We start from the raw sequence: 20,612 nt of genomic DNA, 5'->3' as shown, positions 1-20,612 counted from the left end.
GTTATATATATGGATAACTAAAATAGAATAGTGTATAATAAAAGCTGCAATTTAAATGATTATTTAGGAGATTATTATGGGAAAAGATTTATTTAATCCTCACCTGCGTAAGTTTTCGATTCGGAAACTAAACGTCGGTGTTTGTTCTGTGCTCTTATCAACCTTGCTTCTTTTGGGAGCAGCTGCGCAGGTTAGCGCTGATGAAACTGTTGGTTCTGATACCCAAAGCGAGGTTTCGCAAACAGGTACAGCAGGTTCCGCAGGAAGTACTGCAGAATCAGTAAATTCACCAGCTGAGGAAAGTAAGCCTGACACTATTGCAGTTCAAGCAGAAGATGCGTCTGCGGTAGCGACTGCAAAGCCTGATTCAGTTGATAAGCCAACAAGTGAGCAGCCAGCTGCAGAAACTACCTCTTTGCAAACAACTGTTCCTGCAGAAGTTAAGTCTAAGGAAAACAGCCAACCAGCTCCTGCTCAACCGGCAGGAACTACAGAGACTCCTCAGCCTAGTCGCTCTCGTCGCGTAAGACGGGATGCGGCACCTACTGGTCTGCGAGATGGTGACCCTAACAACACCATTGAGAAGCCTACTTTGGCTGACTCTGAAAAAAAGAATCCCACAGACTTGATGAAGCAGATTAACTGGCTGGATCTTGGTGATAAAAGTGCCATCAGCAACTTAGATACGGACGATTCCTTTAAAGTTGGTACTGTCTATGAAAAAGAAATTTCACCAGGCTATCGTATCAAACTGACAGTGACGGAATTAAAACCTTTCCACTCAACAGAGATTTATCGTGACCGCGTCAAGGGTACTGCGTATGAAAATAGCTATGATCCGAATGCGAAAAACACTTGGTTCAGATATGTAAACGAAGACTATAGAAAGCAAGAAGCCGAAGGAGATTCAGCTAGACCGAAAATTATAGGAGCGGAGCAGAATCAATGGACATCTGTCCGAGACCAAGGGATTAACACCAATGGCCGAAAGACTCAATTACAAGTTCCTAAAAATGGTGCTAGCTACGGTATAAAGTTCAAGGTAGAAGCGACTTACCTTGGGAAACCTGTAAAAGCGACGGTTATCATGGCAGATGGAGAAGAAGCCAACCCAGGAGAGTATGCTATCTTCACGACCAACGGCCAAGGATGGGAACACTTGGCAGAGTGGAAACGTGTTCGGCCAGATGGGTCTGTAATTACCGACACTTATGCACCGATGAACCCTAATAGATATGGTCAATACATAGGGGATAATGCGACTATACCTGTAATTGACTGGACTGCTTTTACTAATCCAGATCAAAAAACAGGAGGCTTAGGCTCCCAGGCCTTTGGTCCTAATACTTCTAAAGATCGCACAGTTCCGATTGTGATGACACGTGGCGCTTCAGAAGTTGGGATTTATATTGCTTCTTCTGGTCAGCAAGCTGCTATGATTGGTTTTATGGTAGTTGATGAGGGAGATGCTCCGGCTTCTTATGGAAATGCTGTTCATGCTATTTCTGGTTATGATGCCAATACAGGTGCAAGAACTCCTCAGCCATTCTTGGGTCGAGTTGAAGCTGATATTGATACTACTTCGGGTAATAACTGGATGCATGATGACAATACTGATCACGCAGACGAAGGGGTTAATCAGCTCTTGCCTTCTGATTTGACCGGTAAGACGAATAACCTTTTCCGAGTCAATCGTCTTCAAAATGGTGACTACTCAGTTCGCCTGCAAGCCTCTGCCAATGGTAATAGCAAGGCCTATGTTCGTGCTTGGATTGATTTCAATCAAAACGGTGTTTTTGATGAAAATGAGGCCAGCGAATTTACTGAAGTAACAACGGCTGGTGACTATACTGTTAATTTCAAGAATAATCCAGCGATGATCAATCCTGAAGTTAGCAAGCTGGGAATGCGGGTCCGCATCGCTTTAAATAAGGGAGATATTGAAAAACCTAATGGAACAGCCTTTAGTGGGGAAGTTGAAGACTTAGAAGTCATCTTGACCTATCCACCAAAGGGAGAAAAGAAGGAAAGTTCAGGAATAATCGGCCAGCCTCAGAAAGCTACTCTTCAGTTTACACCTCAAGGTATCGATCAAAATGATGAAAGCAAGAAAGCGGCTATTGATACAACTGTAGCACCTCTTGTTTTGGACAATGCTGGCAATACATTAACAGCAGATGGCGACGGTTGGTACAGTACTGCTGAGGGACGATATAAAGTAACAGCTAAGGGTGCAAATGTGGATGTGGTATTTGAACCTAGCACTGGCTATATCGGTACTACTCAAGGAATTAATATCCGCCGTGTTGATACTAATGGTGCAAGTACAGATTGGATTGCGAAGAATAATGGAGAACCTGTTATCAACGATAAGTTGAATAATATGGATGCCCGCTATATCCCTACTGTACTCAACTTTAACGAGCATCGTTCAACAGATGCTCAAGGCTTACAACAAGTGCAAGATATTATCTTTAATGATGGCAATCCTGCTAAGACACCTGCTCAACCATCTGCAACGAATCCTGTCTTTTTCTTGGATGCTGATGGCAATCGTATTGCTGGAACAAGTGCGAAGGCAACCTCGCAAGGCCAAGAAGTGGGGACATTTGAGTTAGATCCAGCTACTGGGCGTGTGACTTTCACTCCGAATAAGTCATTTGTTGGGACAGTTGACCCTGTTAACCTACAATTGCATGATACCGATGGAACAGAGCACCGCGCAACCTATCAACCGACAGTAACGCGTCTTGTTCCAACAGCACAAGGAGCAAGCTCTGAGGGTATTCAAGGTGCTGAACAATCTGGTAATTTGATTTTTACGCCAGGTGATAATCGTGTGCCAATTAATGAGGCAGTTGCTCCAACTTTTGATAACGGTCAAACAACTAAGGTTGTTCCGAATGTCGGAACTTATATGGTTGATAACTCAGGTCGTGTAACCTTCCAACCGGTTCCTAGCTACACTGGCCGTCCAAGTGCTGAATCTGTTAAACGTGTTGATATGAACGGGACAGAAGTAACCGCTGCTTATCAAGCCGAAGTTAAGGCCGCAACCCCAACAGGTCAAGATACACAGTCTACTGGTTTACAAGGGAAACTTCAAACGAGTCACCTAAACTTTACTCCAGGTCAAGCAAGTATTAATGGACAGAATGCGATGGTGCCTTTAGCGCCAGAGGGACCACAATTTGTAGTTAATGGGCAAATTCAACAAGCTAATAGTCTGCCTGTGCATGATGCAAGTGGCAAGCTACAAGGAACCTACACTGTTCAAGCTAATGGAGATATTAGCTTCCAACCTGTACCAGATTTTTATGGGACGCCAACTCCTGCGCGTCTTCGTGTAAGGGATAAGAACGGATCTACAGCAGAAGCAGTTTACCAACCTACAGTGACTCAAGTAATCCCAACTAGCACCAATGCGACTAGTACAGGTCCTCAGGGCGTTCCACAAACCGGTACCCCAACCTTTGCAGGCGGTGACCAAGCGGTTCCAATTGATATGGATTCTCCAATGACTTTTGAAGATGGTCAGCCTAAGAAGACTGTTCAAGGAGTAGGGGTATACACCATCAATTCAGATGGTTCTATCACTTTTACACCTGAGAAACAGTATGTTGGTACACCAACACCAGTTACAGTAAAACGTGTTGATAAAAATGGCACGGAAGTTACCGCAACTTACACACCAACTGTTACTAAGGTTACACCGGTAGGTACTAATGCGACTAGCACTGGTCCTCAGGGTGTTCCTCAAACTGGTACACCAACTTTCCAAGGTGGTGATCCATTAGTTCCAATTGATGAAACCGTTGAGCTGACCTTGGAAGATGGCAGCAAGAAGAAGACTATTCCAGGTCAAGGAACCTACACGATTGATCCAGATGGCTCAGTGACCTTCACCCCAAACAAGCAATTTGTAGGTAAACCAGATCCAATTACTGTGAAACGTGTTGATAAGAATGGAACACCAGTAACGGCTACCTACAGCCCAGAGTTTACTAAGGTAACGCCAACCAGCACTAACGCAACAAGTACAGGACCTCAAGGTGTTCCACAAACGGGCACTCCGACTTTTGCGGGTGGCGACCCACTAGTTCCGATTGATGAAACCGTAGAGCCAAACTTCGAAGATGGCAGCAAGAAGAAGACCATTCCAGGTCAAGGAACCTATACCATTGCTCCAGATGGCTCAGTGACCTTTACTCCAGACAAGCAGTTTGTAGGCAAACCTGATCCAATCACTGTTAAACGTGTTGATAAGAATGGCACTCCAGTAACTGCGACATACAGTCCAGAGTTCGCCAAGGTAACTCCAACTGGCACCAATGCGACTAGCACTGGTCCTCAAGGTGTTCCACAAACCGGTACTCCAACGTTTGCGGGTGGTGATCCACTAGTTCCAATTGATGAATCAGTAGAGCCAACTTTCGAAGATGGCAGCAAGGAGAAAAAGATTCCAGGTCAAGGAACTTACACCATTGCACCAGATGGCGTAGTGACTTTCACACCTGAAAAACAATATGTTGGTAAACCAGATCCAGTCACTGTGAAACGTGTAGATAAGAACGGCACGGAAGTGACTGCGACTTACAGTCCAGAATTTACGAAAGTAACTCCAACTGGTACTGGCACTAAGACAGAAGGCTTGCAAGGCCAAGTTCAAGAAGGCAAAGTAAGCTTCACTCCAGGGCACAACTCTGTTCCATTCCCGGCTGGTTCGACTCCGTTATTTGACAATGGTTCTTCTGTCAAAGAAGTACCGAATGTTGGTAAGTTTGAAGTTGATGCGGACGGCAAGGTGACTTTCACTCCAGACAAGCAGTTTAAGGGTGAGACACCGGAACTTGAATTGACTCGTACCGATGCCAATGGCACTCCAGTAACCGTCAAATATCAAGCAGTAGTGAAAGAAGTAACTCCAACTGGTACTAGTGCAACGAGCACAGGTCCTCAAGGTGTTCCACAAACTGGCACCCCAATTTTTGCGGGTGGTGACCCACTAGTTCCAATTGATGAAACCGTAGGGGCAACCTTCGCAGACGGCAACAAGGAAAAAGTGATTCCAGGTCAAGGAACTTACACGATTGCCCCAGATGGCTCAGTGACCTTCACTCCAGACAAGCAATTTGTAGGTAAACCAGATTCAGTTACCGTTAAGAGAGTGGACAAGAATGGTACTCCAGTCACTGCAACTTACAGTCCAGAGTTTGTTAAGGTAACTCCAACTGGTAAAGATGCTTCCTCTACAAATATCAAAGGCCATGTTCAAACTGGAAAACCTGTCTTCGAAGCAGGTGATCCACTGGTTTCAATTGATGAGACGATTGCACCAAGCTTCGAAGATGGCAGTAAGGAAAAGACCATTCCAGGTCAGGGAACGTACACAATCTCACCAGATGGGACAGTCACTTTCACTCCAGAAGCTGGTTTCCTTGGTAAGGGAAGCGGTGTGACCCTTGTCCGCCGTGATGAGAATGGCACCTCAGTGACGGCTCGCTATGTTCCGACCGTAGTTGAACCATCAACTAGCAAGGACAGTGTATCCAGCGGTCGCAAGGGCCAAGCTCAAACAGGCACGCCGACTTTTGAAGGGGCGATTGACCATGCAGTAGCACCGACCTTTGCGGACGGTAGCACCGAAATGGTTGTCCCAGGAGAAGGAACTTATCGGTTCACTATGCTAGGGGCAGTGACCTTTGTGCCGGAAGCCGACTTTGTCGGAACTGCTAGTGGAGTTGTCGTGAAGCGTTCAGATATTTATGGAAATGCTGTGACGGCTACCTATACACCAACTGTTTTGGGAAGCACTGCTACAGAAGATACCGGCAGCACCGGTCTCAAAGGCCAGCCGCAGACTGGTAAACCAATCTTTGAAGGAGACGTGGATCCAACAGTTCCTCCAACTTTCGAGGATGGCAGTACTGAAAAGGTTGTTCCAGGCCAAGGTACTTACACGATTGCGCCAGATGGCACTGTGACCTTTGTACCGGAAGCTGGCTTTGTCGGTCAAGCTGACGGCGTGACAGTGATTCGCAAAGACCGTAATGGTCAGACGATTTCAGCGGTTTACATTCCGACTGTGACAGAAAACCCTGTTCAGCCAGAGCGGACGATTACGCCTGCACCGCCATCTCTTTCTAAGAGTGAGGGTGCAAAAGCCCTTCCTAAGACTGGTACAGAAGAAACCTCCTACTTGGCTGCAAGCTTACTTGCGGGAGTATCAGGTTTAGGACTGATTGGCTTAGAGAAGAGAAAGAAGAATTCTGAAGACTAAAAATTAAGAATTTAGATTTCAGATACTGAATTAAAAGAGGAAAGATTCATTAGTGAATCTTTTTTCTTTATATCCAAAGAAATAAATCTTAAAAACTTCATAATAATAGCATTTCTAAAATGTTAAACATTAAAGTAGAATCTGAAATGTTCCTAGATTTATTTAATTTATAGGTATTTTTCTACGATCTATTTTTTCTTTTGTTTTCAAAAATAGACTATAAAATGCTTTGTGTCAATTTTTTAAAAATTTTTTATATAATTATAGTTATATATATAGCTAACTAAAATGGAATGTTGTATAATAAAACTATTGTAACTAGATGATTATTTAGGAGATTATTATGGGAAAAGATTTATTTAATCCTCACCTGCGTAAGTTTTCGATTCGGAAACTAAACGTCGGTGTTTGTTCTGTGCTCTTGTCAACCCTGCTTCTTTTGGGAGCAGCGGCACAAGTTAGTGCTGATGAAGCTAGTGATTCTGGTGCCCAAAACGAAGTTTCGCAAACAGGAATAGCCGAATCATCAGTGAATTCTGCTGAAACTGTGGCTTCTGAACATTTACATGCAAAAGAAAGTTCAGCACTTCCTTTTGCTACTGAGCCCTCTCAATCAGATGATAATCCTAGTCCAAGAAGCTCAGATTCTGAGAAAGTTGAAGAACCTACTGAATCTACAACAACTAAACCAGTTGAGAATACTCAACCAATCACTGTTCAACCAGAAACATCCAACGCGGCTGTCGTGGCTGAAAAGTCAGAAGCAACCGCAGATCTAGCTCAGCCTAATCGGTCTCGTCGTGTGAGACGGGATGCTACACCTACTGGACAACAGAACAGCGTAACAACAGGAGTTCCGATAGGTACTGGACCAGCTGGGGCAGATGATGCTACCTCTACGCCACGAGTACCTAAACCAAGCTTGGAGGAATCTGTCAAGAAAGATAGTACCCAATTAGCCAAACAAATTACTTGGCTTGATTTTTCGGATACTGCAAGTTGGAAAGGATTGGATTCACGAGGCGGACTCCAAGTAGGAACGACCTTCAAGAAGGAAATTTCACCTGGCTATGAAGTAACCCTGACGGTCACTGAGCTTAAACCTTTTAACTCGACTGAAACTTATAGAAAACGGGTTGAAGGAACACCGACAGCAAATACTTATGACCCAAATGCTCAGAATGGATACTTAAAGTCTGCAGCAAAGTATGGTCAAACCCCTCCTTCGGTGACAGGAGCTATCCAGAACCAATGGACTTCTATCCGTGATCAAGGGTTCAATACGCAAGGACGAAAGACCCAGCTGGTTTACCCAGAGAACTCAACCAACTGGGGAGTAAAATTCCAAATTGAAGCTACCTATCTAGGCAAGCGCGTAGCCCCTACGGTGGTTATGGCCGATGGTGAAGATGCCAACCCAGGTGAATTTGCTATCTTCACTACTAACGGAGAAGGATGGGAATATCTCGGTGAATGGAAGAATAAGAGTACTGCCAAAGAAGCCTATACCGTTATTACCAAGCAAATGTTGGATGATGAAAATGTAAAGAGAAGAGGTCTCTTAATTTTAAGAGATACAAGCGTAGACTGGTATAAGTACCTCAGTCCGGATACAGTGACAGGTGGCTTGGGGACTCAGGTCTTTGGGCCAAACCGCTCTAACGAACGGACGGTTCCTGTGGTGATGACGCGTGGGGCATCTGAAGTAGGTTTCTATGTAGCATCATCTGGGCAACAGGCTATGATGATGGGATTCTTAGTGGTAGATGGCAGTGATGCACCAGCGACTTATGGCGAAGCCTTCCATACCATTTCAGGCCGTGATTCGGTGACTGATGCTCCTATTAAGCAACCTTATTTGGGAACAACGCCAGCTGATATTGATGTTGAGTCAGCTAATGACTGGGTTCTGGATGATAAAAAGGAGCATAAGGACGAGGGGGCCAGCCAATTACTAGCGGACGATCAATTAAGCGCTTCTAATGATTTGCTTGATTTAGACAAAGCAAAAAATGGAACTTACACAATTAAAATCAAAGCTAATCCAAATGGCAATGCTAAATCCTATGTCAAGGCATGGATAGACTTCAACAATGATGGAGTCTTCAATGAAAGCGAAGGTAGCAACCTACAAGAGATTACAGCTGCTGGTGACTATACCTTGACCTTCAATGCCAACCCAAATATTACTGGCGGTCAAGTAGACAAATTGGGTATGCGTTTCCGAATTGCGACTAATAAAGGTGATATTGAACAACCAACCGGTATTGCCTTTAGTGGTGAAGTAGAAGATATGCTCTTACACCACATTTATCCTCCTAAAGGTGAAAAGCAGACTACGGACGGCTTTACAGGTGAGACTCAAACTGCTGTCCTTCACTTCACACCTAAAGGAACGGATCGTTCAGACGACAGTGTCAATGCAGTTATGAGTACCCAAGCGCCTCAGGTTCTGGATAAACAAGGCAATGCTCTGACGCCTGTTGATGGCAACTATATTCGTCCAGAAGGGACCTATCGCTTGACCGTCAATGGCAATGATGTTCAAGTAGTCTTCACACCAAATGCGGAATTTTCTGGAACTGCTGACGGAGTTAATATTCGCTTGACTGACAGCAATGGTACATCAACTGGTTGGACTTCGACGGATGCTTCTGACCCTAATAAAAATGATCAATTGACTAGTATGGACGGCCGTTATGTGCCGACAGTTCGTAAGATTCCAAACTACGAATCAAGTGGTCTTCAGGGACTGGACCAAAATAAAACGCTAGTCTTTAACGATGATGATGCGAATACGACCCCTGTCATGCCAGACGCTACCCATCCTGCCAGCTTTGTGGATGCTAACGGTCAGACAGTAGCAGGCAACACGGTGCCAGCCATGTCCAATGGCCAGCAAGTCGGGACCTATGAATTAGATCCAAATACCGGCCAAGTGACCTTCAAACCTATCAAAACTTTTTATGGTACGCCAGACCCAGTGGTAGTTCAAGTCAGTGATGCCGATGGTAAAGCACACCGAGCACGCTACCAACCTAATGTGACCCAAGTAACACCAAGAAGCACCAATGTTGAATCAACTGGCCTCCAAGGTCAAGCACAAAGTGGTAAGCCGACCTTCACCCCAGGTGACCAACAAATCCCAATTGACATGAGCAAAGCCATGACTTTTGAAAATGGGACGAACACCTTGGAAGTAGCTAATGAAGGAACTTATACTATCAATTCAGATGATACCATTACCTTCAAGCCACTTAAGCAATTCACTGGCAAGGCGACTCCAGTGACAGTCAAACGTGTTGATACCAATGGCACCGAAGTGACTGCAACCTATACACCTAACGTGACCAAGGTTACACCAACCAGCACACCTGCTACTTCATCAGGTCCTCAAGGGGTTCCACAAACAGGAACGCCAGTCTTCAAGGAAGGCGATCCAGCGGTCCCAATCGATTATAACAAGCAAATGACCTTTGATGATGATCAACCTAAGAAGACGGTTGCGGGCGTAGGGGAATATACCATTAATTCAGATGGTTCCATTACCTTTACACCAGATAAGAAATATGTAGGGACCCCAGCCGCAGTGACGGTCAAACGAGTTGACGAAAATGGCACCGAAATAAGAGCAACCTATACGCCAACCGTGACGGAGGTTACACCAAGCAGTACCAATGCCGTTTCAAGTGGCCTGCAAGGACAACCACAAAGTGGTAAGCCGACATTCACACCAGGTGACAAAGCTGTGCCTATTGATATGGCTCAACCAATGACCTTTGAAGATAATCAAACAACTAAGAAGGTAGACAAGGTCGGGACTTATGTCATTGAGTCAGATGGTACGATTACTTTCACTCCAGAAAAGCAATATGTGGGCACGCCAGCTCCAGTGACGGTCAAACGCGTAGACACAAATGGTACCGAAGTGACGGCCACTTACACACCAACCGTGACGCGTGTCACACCAACCAGCACCAATGCTGAATCAACCGGTCTCCAAGGTCAACCGCAAAGCGGCAAGCCAACTTTCAGTCCAGGTGACCAAGCAGTCCCAATAGATATGACCCAGCCCATGACCTTTGAAAATGGAACTGATACATTAGTAGTGGCTGATCAAGGAACTTATACCATCAATTCAGATGGTTCCATCACCTTTAAGCCAGAGAAGAAATTTACTGGCAAGGCGACCCCAGTCAAGGTTAAACGAGTTGACACAAACGGAACAGAAGTAACGGCCACTTACACTCCTACTGTTGAAGAAGTTATTCCAAACGCAACTGGCGATCAGACTGAAGGTCCACAAGGATTGGTTCAGAATGGTAAAATTACTTTTGAAGCTGGAAGACCAGAAGTAGGTTTTTCAGCAGACAATACCCCAGTTTTTGACACGGGTACCAATGTGAAAGAAATTGAAAATGTTGGTAAGTTTGAAGTGGATATTGATGGCAATATTACCTTTACCCCGGTCAAGACATTTGTAGGTAAAACACCTGAAATTGAAGTCAGTCGTGCAGATGTCAACGGTACCCTTGCTAAGGCAAAATATCAAGCAACAGTGACAGCTGTAAAGCCAACTGGTGTTGGAAACAAGACAGAAGGCCTGCAAGGTCAAGTTCAAGAAGGTAAAGTTACATTCAGTCCAGGTCATGATTCTGTTCCATTCCCTGTTGGTTCAACTCCATTGTTTGATAACCATTCAACAGTGAAAGAAGTACAGAATGTCGGTAAGTTTGAAGTAGATGCTGATGGCACTGTAACTTTCACTCCAGATAAACAGTTCAAGGGTGAAACACCAGAACTTGAATTGACTCGCACCGATGCTAATGGCACTCCTGTTACAGTCAAATACCAAGCAGTTGTGAAAGAAGTGGTTCCAAGAGGAACCGACGCGACTAGCACAGGTCCTCAGGGGGTTCCGCAAACAGGTAGTCCAAGCTTCCAAGGTGGTGATCCACTTGTTCCGATTGATATGGATTCTCCAATGACCTTTGAAGATGGTCAACCTAAGAAGACAGTTCAAGGAGTAGGAGAATATACCATCAACTCAGACGGTACTATCACCTTTACCCCAGACAAACGGTATGTGGGTACCCCAGCTCCAGTGACTGTTAAACGTGTAGATAAGAATGGCACGGAAGTTACTGCCACCTATACGCCAACGGTAACACGGGTAACGCCAACTAGTACAAATGCTGAATCAACCGGTCTCCAAGGTCAACCGCAAAGTGGCAAGCCAACTTTTAGCCCAGGTGACCAAGCAGTTCCAATCGACATGACGAAACCAATGACATTTGAAAATGGGACTGACACTTTGGTAGTGGCTAATCAAGGAACTTATACCATTAATTCAGATGGTTCCATTACCTTCACTCCAGATAAGCAATTTACTGGCAAGGCGACACCTGTTACGGTTAAACGAGTCGATGCTAACGGTACAGAAATAACTGCAACTTATACACCGACCGTTACCAAGGTAACTCCTACTGGCACCAATGCTGAATCGACTGGCATTCAAGGTCAGCCACAAAATGGAACACCTACTTTTACTCCTGGCGACTCTGCTGTTCCGATTGATATGGATTCTCCAATGACCTTTGACGATGGTCAACCTAAGAAGACTGTTCCAGGAGTAGGGGTATACACTATTAACTCAGATGGTTCCATCACCTTTACTCCAGATAAGCGGTATGTGGGTACCCCAGTTCCAGTGACAGTGAAACGAGTAGATAAGAACGGCACGGAAGTGACTGCTAGCTATACGCTGACTGTTACCAAGGTAACTCCTACTGGCACCAACGCAACCAGCACAGGTCCTCAGGGTGTTCCGCAAACTGGTATACCAACTTTCCAAGGAGGCAATCCACTAGTTCCAATTGATGAAACAGTTGATCCAACTTTCGAAGATGGAAGTAAGGAGAAAAAGATTCCAGGTCAAGGAACTTACACCATTGCACCAGATGGCGTAGTGACTTTCACACCTGAAAAACAATATGTTGGTACACCAGAACCAGTGACAGTGAAACGTGTGGACAAGAATGGCACTCCAGTAACGGCTACCTACAGCCTAGAGTTTACTAAGGTTACGCCAACCAGCACCAACGCAACCAGCACTGGTCCTCAGGGCCTTCCACAAACCGGCACCCCAACCTTCCAAGGTGGCGATCCACTTGTTCCAATTGATGACACAGTGGAGCCAACCTTCGAAGATGGAAGCAAGAAGAAGACTATTACAGGTCAGGGAACTTATACCATTACTCCAGATGGGGCAGTGACCTTCACCCCAGACAAGCAATTTGTAGGCACACCGGACCCAATCACAGTGAAACGTGTGGACAAGAATGGTACGCCAGTAACGGCTACCTACAGCCCAGAGTTTACTAAGGTTACGCCAACCAGCACCAACGCAACCAGCACTGGTCCTCAGGGCCTTCCACAAACCGGCACCCCGACCTTTGCAGGTGGTGATTCATTGGTTCCGATTGACGAAACAGTTGAACCGACCTTTGAAGATGGAAGCAAGAAGAAGACCATTCCAGGTCAAGGAACGTATACCATCACTCCGGATGGAGCAGTGACCTTCACTCCAGACAAGCAATTTGTAGGTAAACCAGACCCAGTCACAGTAAAACGAGTGGATAAGAACGGCACACCAGTGACAGCGACCTACAGTCCAGAGTTTACCAAGGTAACTCCAACTGGTACTGGTGATAAGACAGAAGGTCTTCAAGGTCAAGTCCAAGAAGGTAAAGTAAGCTTCACCCCAGGCCATGACTCTGTTCCATTCCCAGCTGGTTCAACTCCGCTGTTTGATAACAATTCAACAGTGAAAGAAGTTCCAAATGTCGGCAAGTTCGAAGTGAATGCGGATGGAAAGGTGACTTTCACACCAGACAAACAATTCAAGGGTGAAACACCGGAACTCGAATTAACTCGTGTGGATGCCAACGGTACTCCTATCACCGTCAAATATCAAGCAGTAGTGAAAGAAGTGATTCCAACTGGCACCAATGCGACTAGCACTGGTCCTCAAGGTGTTCCACAAACCGGTACTCCAACGTTTGCGGGTGGTGATCCACTGGTTCCAATTGATGACTCAGTAGAGCCTACCTTCGCAGATGGAAGTAAAGAAAAGACCATTCCAGGTCAGGGAACTTACACCATTGCTCCAGATGGGGCAGTGACCTTCACCCCAGACAAGCAATTTGTAGGGAAGCCAGATCCAGTCACTGTAAAACGTGTGGATAAAAATGGTACGCCAGTAACTGCAACATATAGCCCAGAGTTTACTAAGGTAACTCCAACCGGCACCACAGCGACTAGCACCGGTCCGCAGGGTGTTCCGCAAACAGGTACACCAACTTTCCAAGGTGGTGATCCACTGGTTCCAATTGATGAGACAGTAGAGCCAAGCTTCAACGACGGAAGCAAGGAAAAGACTATTCCAGGTCAAGGAACATATACCATCACTCCAGATGGCGCAGTGACCTTCACCCCAGATAAGCAGTTTGTAGGCAAACCTGATCCCATCACTGTGAAACGAGTAGATAAAAATGGCACTCCAGTAACTGCGACATACAGTCCAGAGTTCGCCAAGGTAACTCCAACTGGTAAAGATGCTTCCTCTACGAATATCAAAGGCCATGTTCAAACTGGAAAACCTGTCTTCGAAGCAGGTGATTCATTGGTTCCAATTGATGAAACGATTGCGCCAACCTTTGAAGACGGCAGCAAGGAGAAGACCATTCCAGGTGAGGGAACTTATACCATCACACCAGACGGTACAGTCACTTTCACTCCAGATGCTGATTTCCTTGGTCTGGGTACTGGTGTGACTCTTGACCGTCGCGATAAGAATGGCACCTCAGTTACGGCTCGTTATGTTCCTACCGTAGTTGAACCATCAACCAGTCAGGACAGTGTATCTAGCGGCCGCAAGGGCCAAGCTCAAACGGGCACGCCAAGCTTTGAAGGAGCGATTGACCAGGCAGTAGCACCAACCTTTGCGGACGGCAGCACCGAAATGGTTGTCCCAGGAGAAGGAACTTATCGGTTCACTATGCTAGGGGCAGTGACCTTTGTGCCGGAAGCCGACTTTGTCGGAACTGCTAGTGGAGTTGTCGTGAAGCGTTCAGATATTTATGGAAATGCCGTGACGGCTACCTATACACCAACTGTTTTGGGAAGCACTGCCACAGAAGATACCGGCAGCACGGGTCTCAAAGGCCAGCCGCAGACTGGTAAACCAATCTTTGAAGGCGACGTGGATCCAACTGTTCCGCCAACTTTCGAGGATGGCAGTACTGAAAAGGTTGTTCCAGGCCAAGGAACTTACACGATTGCGCCAGATGGCACTGTGACCTTTGTACCGGAAACTGGCTTTGTCGGCCAAGCTGACGGTGTGACAGTGATTCGCAAAGACCGCAATGGTCAGACGATTTCAGCAGTCTACGTTCCGACTGTAAAAGAAGCTCCTGTTCAGCCAGAGCGGACGATTACACCTGCACCACCGTCTCTTTCCAAGAGTGAGGGTGCAAAAGCCCTTCCTAAGACAGGTACAGAAGAAACGTCATACTTAGCAGCAATCTTACTTGCTGGAGTATCAGGTTTGGGGCTGATGGGCTTAGAGAAGAGAAAGAAAAAGTCTGAAGACTAAAATAGGCTTGAAGAAATTTCGCCAATGAACTAGAAGAATTTCAGGAGAGCGCAAAAACAGGTAGAACATAAGTTCTACCTGTTTTGTTATCAAAAAATTCTTGAAAGTGATGGAGATAATAGAATGCTTCAGCTGGCTAATGACTGTCCTGCTCCTAAGTCAGTTTGATAGTTAAAGAGGGTAACTTTATATCTTCATGCTTTTAATTTTCTCTTCATCCGGTGTGACGCGCAGGGTTTTCTGGCCCGTATAGGTGACAAATCCTGGCTTTCCACCGGTTGGTTTGTTGAGCTTTCTAGTCTCAATCATATCTACTTGGACCAGATTGGAGAGTCTGGCTTTGGAAAAATAGGCTGCTAACTCGGCAGCGTCTGTCTTGACTTCATCACTAGGTTGGAGGTTGCCAGTAATCACCACATGACTACCTGGAATATCCTTGGCGTGAAACCAAAGCTCGTCCTTCTTGGCTATCTTAAACGTCAGCTCGTCATTTTGTAGATTATTGCGTCCAACTAGGATAATAGTTTGGCCATCTGTTGCCAAATATTTCTCCGGTTTCTGTCTTTTCTGGATTTTCTCTCTTTGGCGTCGGCGGATAAAGCCAGTCTGGATTAGTTCCTCCCGAATTTCTGCAATTTCAGTCAGGCTGGCCTGAGCAAGGGCTGTTTCCACGCTCTCTAGATAGAGAATCGTAGTCCGTGTTTCCTCAATCAAGCTGGTCAGGTGTTTGACGGCTTCCTTGAGCTTCTGGTAGCGTTTAAAATAGCGCTGGGCATTTTGGTTGGGGGTTAGGGCCTTGTCAAGCGAGATGCTAATCTTCTCACCTGTGTAGTAATTGTCCAGCTCTACCTGATTCTGATCGTTGGGCACTTGATGGAGAAAGGTAGTTAAGAGCTCCCCTTTTTGACGGAATTCCTCTGCATTCTCCGTTGCTAGAAGTTCTTCCTCTTGCTTGACCAGCTTTTTTCGGTTCTTTTCCAACTCATTTTCTACTCGACGAATCAGTTCGCTAGCCTGCTGGTTGACCCGATCGCGCTCAGCCTTGTCCTTATAGAAAGTATCTAAAAGCTCGGATAGCGTGGACATTTGGGTCTTGCTGTCAGAAAATAGCAGAGCAGAGAAGGATTTTTCGGTCAGGCTTGGCTGAGTTGGACTGGCAAAGAACGCTCGGAAAGTTTTGAGCTTGTCAGCTGTCAAACGGCCGCTGAGCTCAGTAGCTGTATCCCGGCCCAAACCCTGAAAAATTTGTTGCAGGCGTTTGGGCTCTAAGTCTTCAGTATGTAAGATTTCAAAGAGCTTTTCATCACCCACAGTGAAAGGATTGAGACTGCCAGTCTGAGGAGGTGCGACATAGGTTGAGCCAGGCAGGATGGTTCGATAGCTATTCTGAGAAAATCCGACATGTTTGATGGCTTCAATAATCTTACCGCTAGACTTGTCCAAGAGAATGATATTGCTGTGCTTGCCCATGATTTCGATGACCAGAGTCACAGCCACGCTATCGCCGATTTCGTTCTTATTGGAGACGCTGATTTCCAAAATCCGATCATTCTCCACTTGCTGGATTGCTTCAATGACGGCTCCCTGCAGGTATTTGCGCATGACCATGATAAAGGTATTGGGAACAGCTGGATTTTCAAACGTGGTATCTGTCAGCTGGACGCGCCCAAAGACCGAGTGGGCTGATAGGAGCAGCTTGTGGCTTTTACGGTTGCTGCGAATCTGTAAAACCAGCTCCTGTTCAAAGGGCTGATTAATCTTCTGAATACGGCCGCCCAGCAATTCGCGGCGGAGCTCCTCTGTCATGTGGTGTAAAAAAAATCCGTCGAAAGACATGTTTTTCTCCTTGAAACTTGCTAAAGAAAATTATAACAAAAAACCAAGCTAAAAGCTTCTAAAGTCTCGCCAAAAAGCAATTTAATTTTTGTCTATAATTGCTTCTATAAACCAAATCCGAACATTTTATAAAAATTTTCAAAAAGGTCTTGACATCCTTTCAGGAAAAACTTAAAATATAGGAAATTAGAAAAGTAGTAAATGTATTTGTTTTTAGCGAGCTTGTGGTTGGTGGAAATGAGCAGCAAATCTTTACGAAATTGGGCTAATGGATAAAATGAATTTGAAACAATAAGAATTCGGTGGGCACACCTTACAGTGCAGCTTGTTTGATGACAAGACAGAGATATGGGGAATATTAGTTATTTTCCATAATTGAGGTGGTACCGCGATTTTCGCCCTCACACAGAATGCCTGTGTGAGGTTTTTTGTTGCTTATTATAAAAAACAAGGAGAATTACCTATGTTTAAACGATGGCGTCCCTAGGGATTGATAGAAAATATAAAACATAGAAATGGAGAAAGAACATGAAAAACAAACGATTAGTAACTATCTTAGGCCTTTTGGCCGTTTTGGCAATCGGTGGGATTGTCTATTCCAGCTTGAACAGCAAAGGCAACACCACGAAGACTAACAGTGACAGTCAGACAGTCAAGGTAGGCGTGCTGCAGTATGTCAGCCACCCTTCGCTAGATTTGATTTACAAGGGGATTCAGGATGGTCTGGCTGAGGAAGGCTATAAGGGCGACAAGATTAAGATTGACTTTATGAATGCTGAGGGCGATCAGAGTAAGGTTTCTACTATGAGCAAGCAGCTAGTCTCCAATGACAATGATGTACTGATTGGGATTGCGACTCCTTCTGCTCAAGGACTGGCTGCAGCTACTAAGGACAAGCCTATTGTCATGGGAGCTATCACAGATCCGGTCGGAGCAAACCTAGTGAAAAATCTGGACAAGCCAGAGGGCAATATCACTGGTGTCTCTGACCGCAATCCAGCCAAGCAACAACTAGAGTTGATTAAAAAATTGACTCCAGATGTTAAGACTATCGGTGCGCTCTACTCTAGCAGTGAAGATAACTCCAAAGCTCAGGTAGAAGAGTTCAAAAAATTAGCTGAAGAGGCAGGCTACAAGGTAGAGGAATACTCTGTTCCTTCAACCAATGAAATTGCTTCAACCATGAATGTCATGACTGGCAAGGTTGATGCTATCTGGATTCCAATTGACAATACCATTGCTTCAGCTTTTGCGACAGTTGTATCCAGCAATAAAGAAGCTAAGAAGCCGATTTATCCAAGTGCGACGGCCATGGTAGAAGAAGGAGGTCTTGCCTCTGTCGTTGTAGACCAGTATGACCTAGGTGTTGCGACTGGTAAAATGGCAGCTAAAATCCTTAAAGGTGCTAAACCTGCTGACACTGCAGTAGATATTTTCGATACAGGTAAATCTGTCATTAATACAAAAAATGCCAAAGAACTTGGCATTACTGTACCAGAAGATGTTCTGAAAGAAGCAGGTCAGGTAATCAAATAGAAAGAAGGAAGTCTGTTGCTTGACAGGCTTCTTTTTCTCGATAGTCTCTTCTTGTAAAACCCTTCTCGCAGTTGTATAATAGAATTGGCTCAAGTGAATGAGAAGAGCAAATGAAGTGCAGTTTGCTCCAGTGGATTTTACGAAGAAATAGAAGCGGAAAGGGAGTTAGTCAAGAAAGAATGGAAGAAGATATTCAAAAAAACCGCTATATGGGATCGGTCAAGGTTGGTCCCAAGGGGCAGATTGTCATTCCAAAAGAAGTGAGAGATATGTTTGGAATTCAACCTGGGGATGCTCTGGTCCTCTTTGCAGATGCCCAGCAAGGCATCGCCATCCAGCGTTACGAGCTCTATGAAGATCTATTTAATCAGACCTTCAATGGAGATAAGAATTCAAAAAGTGATTTATAAAATCGGAATCTGCTTAAGCAGATTTTTTCTTTTGCTTTTATTTGCTACTACTAATGAATGGGTGTATAATAAGTATAAGAAGTTATACAAATTATACCAAACTCTTTCGAGATTGAGTTAGAATAGCTCAGTTTTTAGCTAAATGAGTAAGTTGTGATTAACTTTAGATGTCAAACTCATATCTTTAAATTACATTTCGTTTTTTATTTCCTCATATCTGATGAAAGGAGATGTCCTTATGTATGCAGTTGAGATGCAAGATTTGACCAAGCAATACGGCTCAAAGACGGTTGTTGATGGTTTGAATCTAAAAATTGAAGAGGGTGAATTCTTTGCCATGCTGGGCTCTAATGGTGCGGGGAAGACAACAACGATTAAGATGCTGTCCTGTCTAGTTGAGCCGACAGCAGGAGATGCCCTAATGCTAGGCTATAGCATTCGCAAGGAGGAAAATGCTGTCAAGGAAATGATTAATGTTTCGCCTCAGGAAACAGCTGTTGCTCCCAAGCTGACAGTTAGGGAAAATCTGGAGATGATTGCTCGTTTATATGGATTTTCTATGGAAGAAGCGGTGCAAAAGACAGAGCATCTGATGGAGACATTTGACCTGACGGACAGGCAGCATGATTGGGCCAAGTCCCTGTCAGGTGGCTGGCAGCGCAAGCTCAGTATTGCAATGGCTCTAATCAGTCAGCCCAAGATTCTGTTTCTGGACGAACCGACCTTGGGGCTGGATGTACGGGCTAGAAGGGAGTTATGGAAGAATATTGAGCAACTAAAGGGAAAAGTTACAGTGATTCTGACCACCCATTATCTAGAAGAAGCCGAGGCTTTGGCCGACCGACTCTGCATTATGGATAAGGGAATGGTGCAGATTTTGGGGACAGCCGAGGAAATTATCCAAGATTCCGGCAAGAAGGATTTTGAAGAGGCCTTTTTGTCCTATACGGAAGGAGGGGAATTAGCATGAGAGCCTTCATTTTTGCTAAGCGTAATTTCAAAGAAATCATGCGTGATTATGTCAGCAGTCTGATGGGAATTGGTTTTCCTGTCTTTCTGATTATCGCCCTGTCCCTTATGAAACAGAGCCTCAAAGGGATGCCAGCTATATTTTCCATTGAAAATTTTGCTCCAAGTATGATGGTGTTTGGTGCTTCTTGGCTAACTATTTTTGTTGGCAGTTTAATGGCTACGGACCGCAATAGCTCTTTTCTCATGCGGCTGCTATCTACACCGCTTAGAAGCGTGGATTATATCTTAGGGTATTCGATTCCAGTTCTGCCTCTGGCTCTTTTACAGGGCATAGCTAGTTTTGCGACTGCAATGAATTTTGGCTTATCCTTAAATCTGGGAACTTTTTACGCTCTCTTGGTTTTGATTCCAGTAGCTCTGCTCTTTATTTCGTTGGGCTTGCTTTTAGGCTCAGCCTTCTCTAGCAGTAATTCAGTCAGTGGTTTTGGAACTATTCTTGTCAATGCCACGGTTTTTCTCAGTGGAGCAGTGCTTCCGATTGAGATGATAGGAGGTGGTTTTGAAGCATTTTGCAATGCCTTGCCATTTGCCCATGCAGCAAAGGCTGTTCAGTTGGCATTGGCTCAAGATTTAAATTCACTTTTGCCTCATCTGTTTTGGGTTCTGCTCTATGCTTTCCTATTCTTCATCCCTTCTGTCTGGATTTTCAAAAAGAGGATGAAAGGGTAGAGGTTTAGTTCAATCTAGAATTCAGCTGGATTAGCTTGCGAAATGTTTAGAAATCTGTTAGAATGAAATATAACTGAATAGCAATCCGCAAGACCAGTAACCTAGGGGAAGTTTAACAGGGAGGGGAGCCATCGACTGAAAGCTCTCTAGATGAAAGCTAGGTGAATTCACTTGCTCAAGGATTGATAAGTAA

Annotated in this window: 7 protein-coding genes and 1 other annotated feature; of the genes, 6 read left to right on the top strand and 1 reads right to left on the bottom strand. The window is 45.0% G+C overall.

Going from position 1 to position 20,612, the window contains the following annotated elements:
- Positions 1 to 76 precede the first annotated feature (76 nt).
- Positions 77 to 6,280, top strand: coding sequence for a CshA/CshB family fibrillar adhesin-related protein (locus HMPREF9378_RS06680; protein ID WP_002900613.1), 6,204 nt, complete (start codon positions 77 to 79; stop codon positions 6,278 to 6,280).
- Between the two features lie 343 nt (positions 6,281 to 6,623).
- A complete protein-coding gene (locus HMPREF9378_RS06685; protein ID WP_002913684.1) occupies positions 6,624 to 14,936 on the top strand; it encodes a CshA/CshB family fibrillar adhesin-related protein in 8,313 nt (2,770 codons plus the stop codon).
- A 186-nt stretch (positions 14,937 to 15,122) separates the two neighbouring features.
- On the opposite strand, the gene fbpA is transcribed toward HMPREF9378_RS06685, so the two are convergent.
- Positions 15,123 to 16,772: an Rqc2 family fibronectin-binding protein FbpA gene (gene fbpA / locus HMPREF9378_RS06690; RefSeq protein ID WP_002913682.1), complete on the bottom strand. Its 1,650-nt coding sequence runs from the start codon at positions 16,770 to 16,772 to the stop codon at positions 15,123 to 15,125.
- 172 nt (positions 16,773 to 16,944) lie between these two features.
- Positions 16,945 to 17,178 (top strand) — a binding site (T-box leader).
- Positions 17,179 to 17,300: 122 nt separating this feature from the next.
- Here fbpA and trpX point away from each other — a divergent pair.
- From trpX to HMPREF9378_RS06710, 4 genes are all read left to right on the top strand, one after another.
- Positions 17,301 to 18,308, top strand: a complete 1,008-nt coding sequence (trpX, locus tag HMPREF9378_RS06695) for a tryptophan ABC transporter substrate-binding protein (protein WP_002900609.1) — start codon at positions 17,301 to 17,303, stop codon at positions 18,306 to 18,308.
- Positions 18,309 to 18,487: 179 nt separating this feature from the next.
- Positions 18,488 to 18,718, top strand: a complete 231-nt coding sequence (locus tag HMPREF9378_RS06700) for an AbrB/MazE/SpoVT family DNA-binding domain-containing protein (protein WP_023916089.1) — start codon at positions 18,488 to 18,490, stop codon at positions 18,716 to 18,718.
- 220 nt (positions 18,719 to 18,938) lie between these two features.
- Positions 18,939 to 19,688: an ABC transporter ATP-binding protein gene (locus HMPREF9378_RS06705; RefSeq protein WP_002913681.1), complete on the top strand. Its 750-nt coding sequence runs from the start codon at positions 18,939 to 18,941 to the stop codon at positions 19,686 to 19,688.
- Positions 19,685 to 20,419, top strand: coding sequence for an ABC transporter permease (locus HMPREF9378_RS06710; protein ID WP_002900606.1), 735 nt, complete (start codon positions 19,685 to 19,687; stop codon positions 20,417 to 20,419). Before HMPREF9378_RS06705 ends, HMPREF9378_RS06710 begins: the two co-directional genes overlap by 4 nt.
- Positions 20,420 to 20,612 lie beyond the last annotated feature (193 nt).

It is taken from the genome of Streptococcus sanguinis SK1 = NCTC 7863, assembly GCF_000194945.1.
Classification (GTDB): domain Bacteria; phylum Bacillota; class Bacilli; order Lactobacillales; family Streptococcaceae; genus Streptococcus; species Streptococcus sanguinis.
Note: the sequence above shows the minus strand (reverse complement) of the source record. Positions and strands in the feature narration are given on the sequence as shown.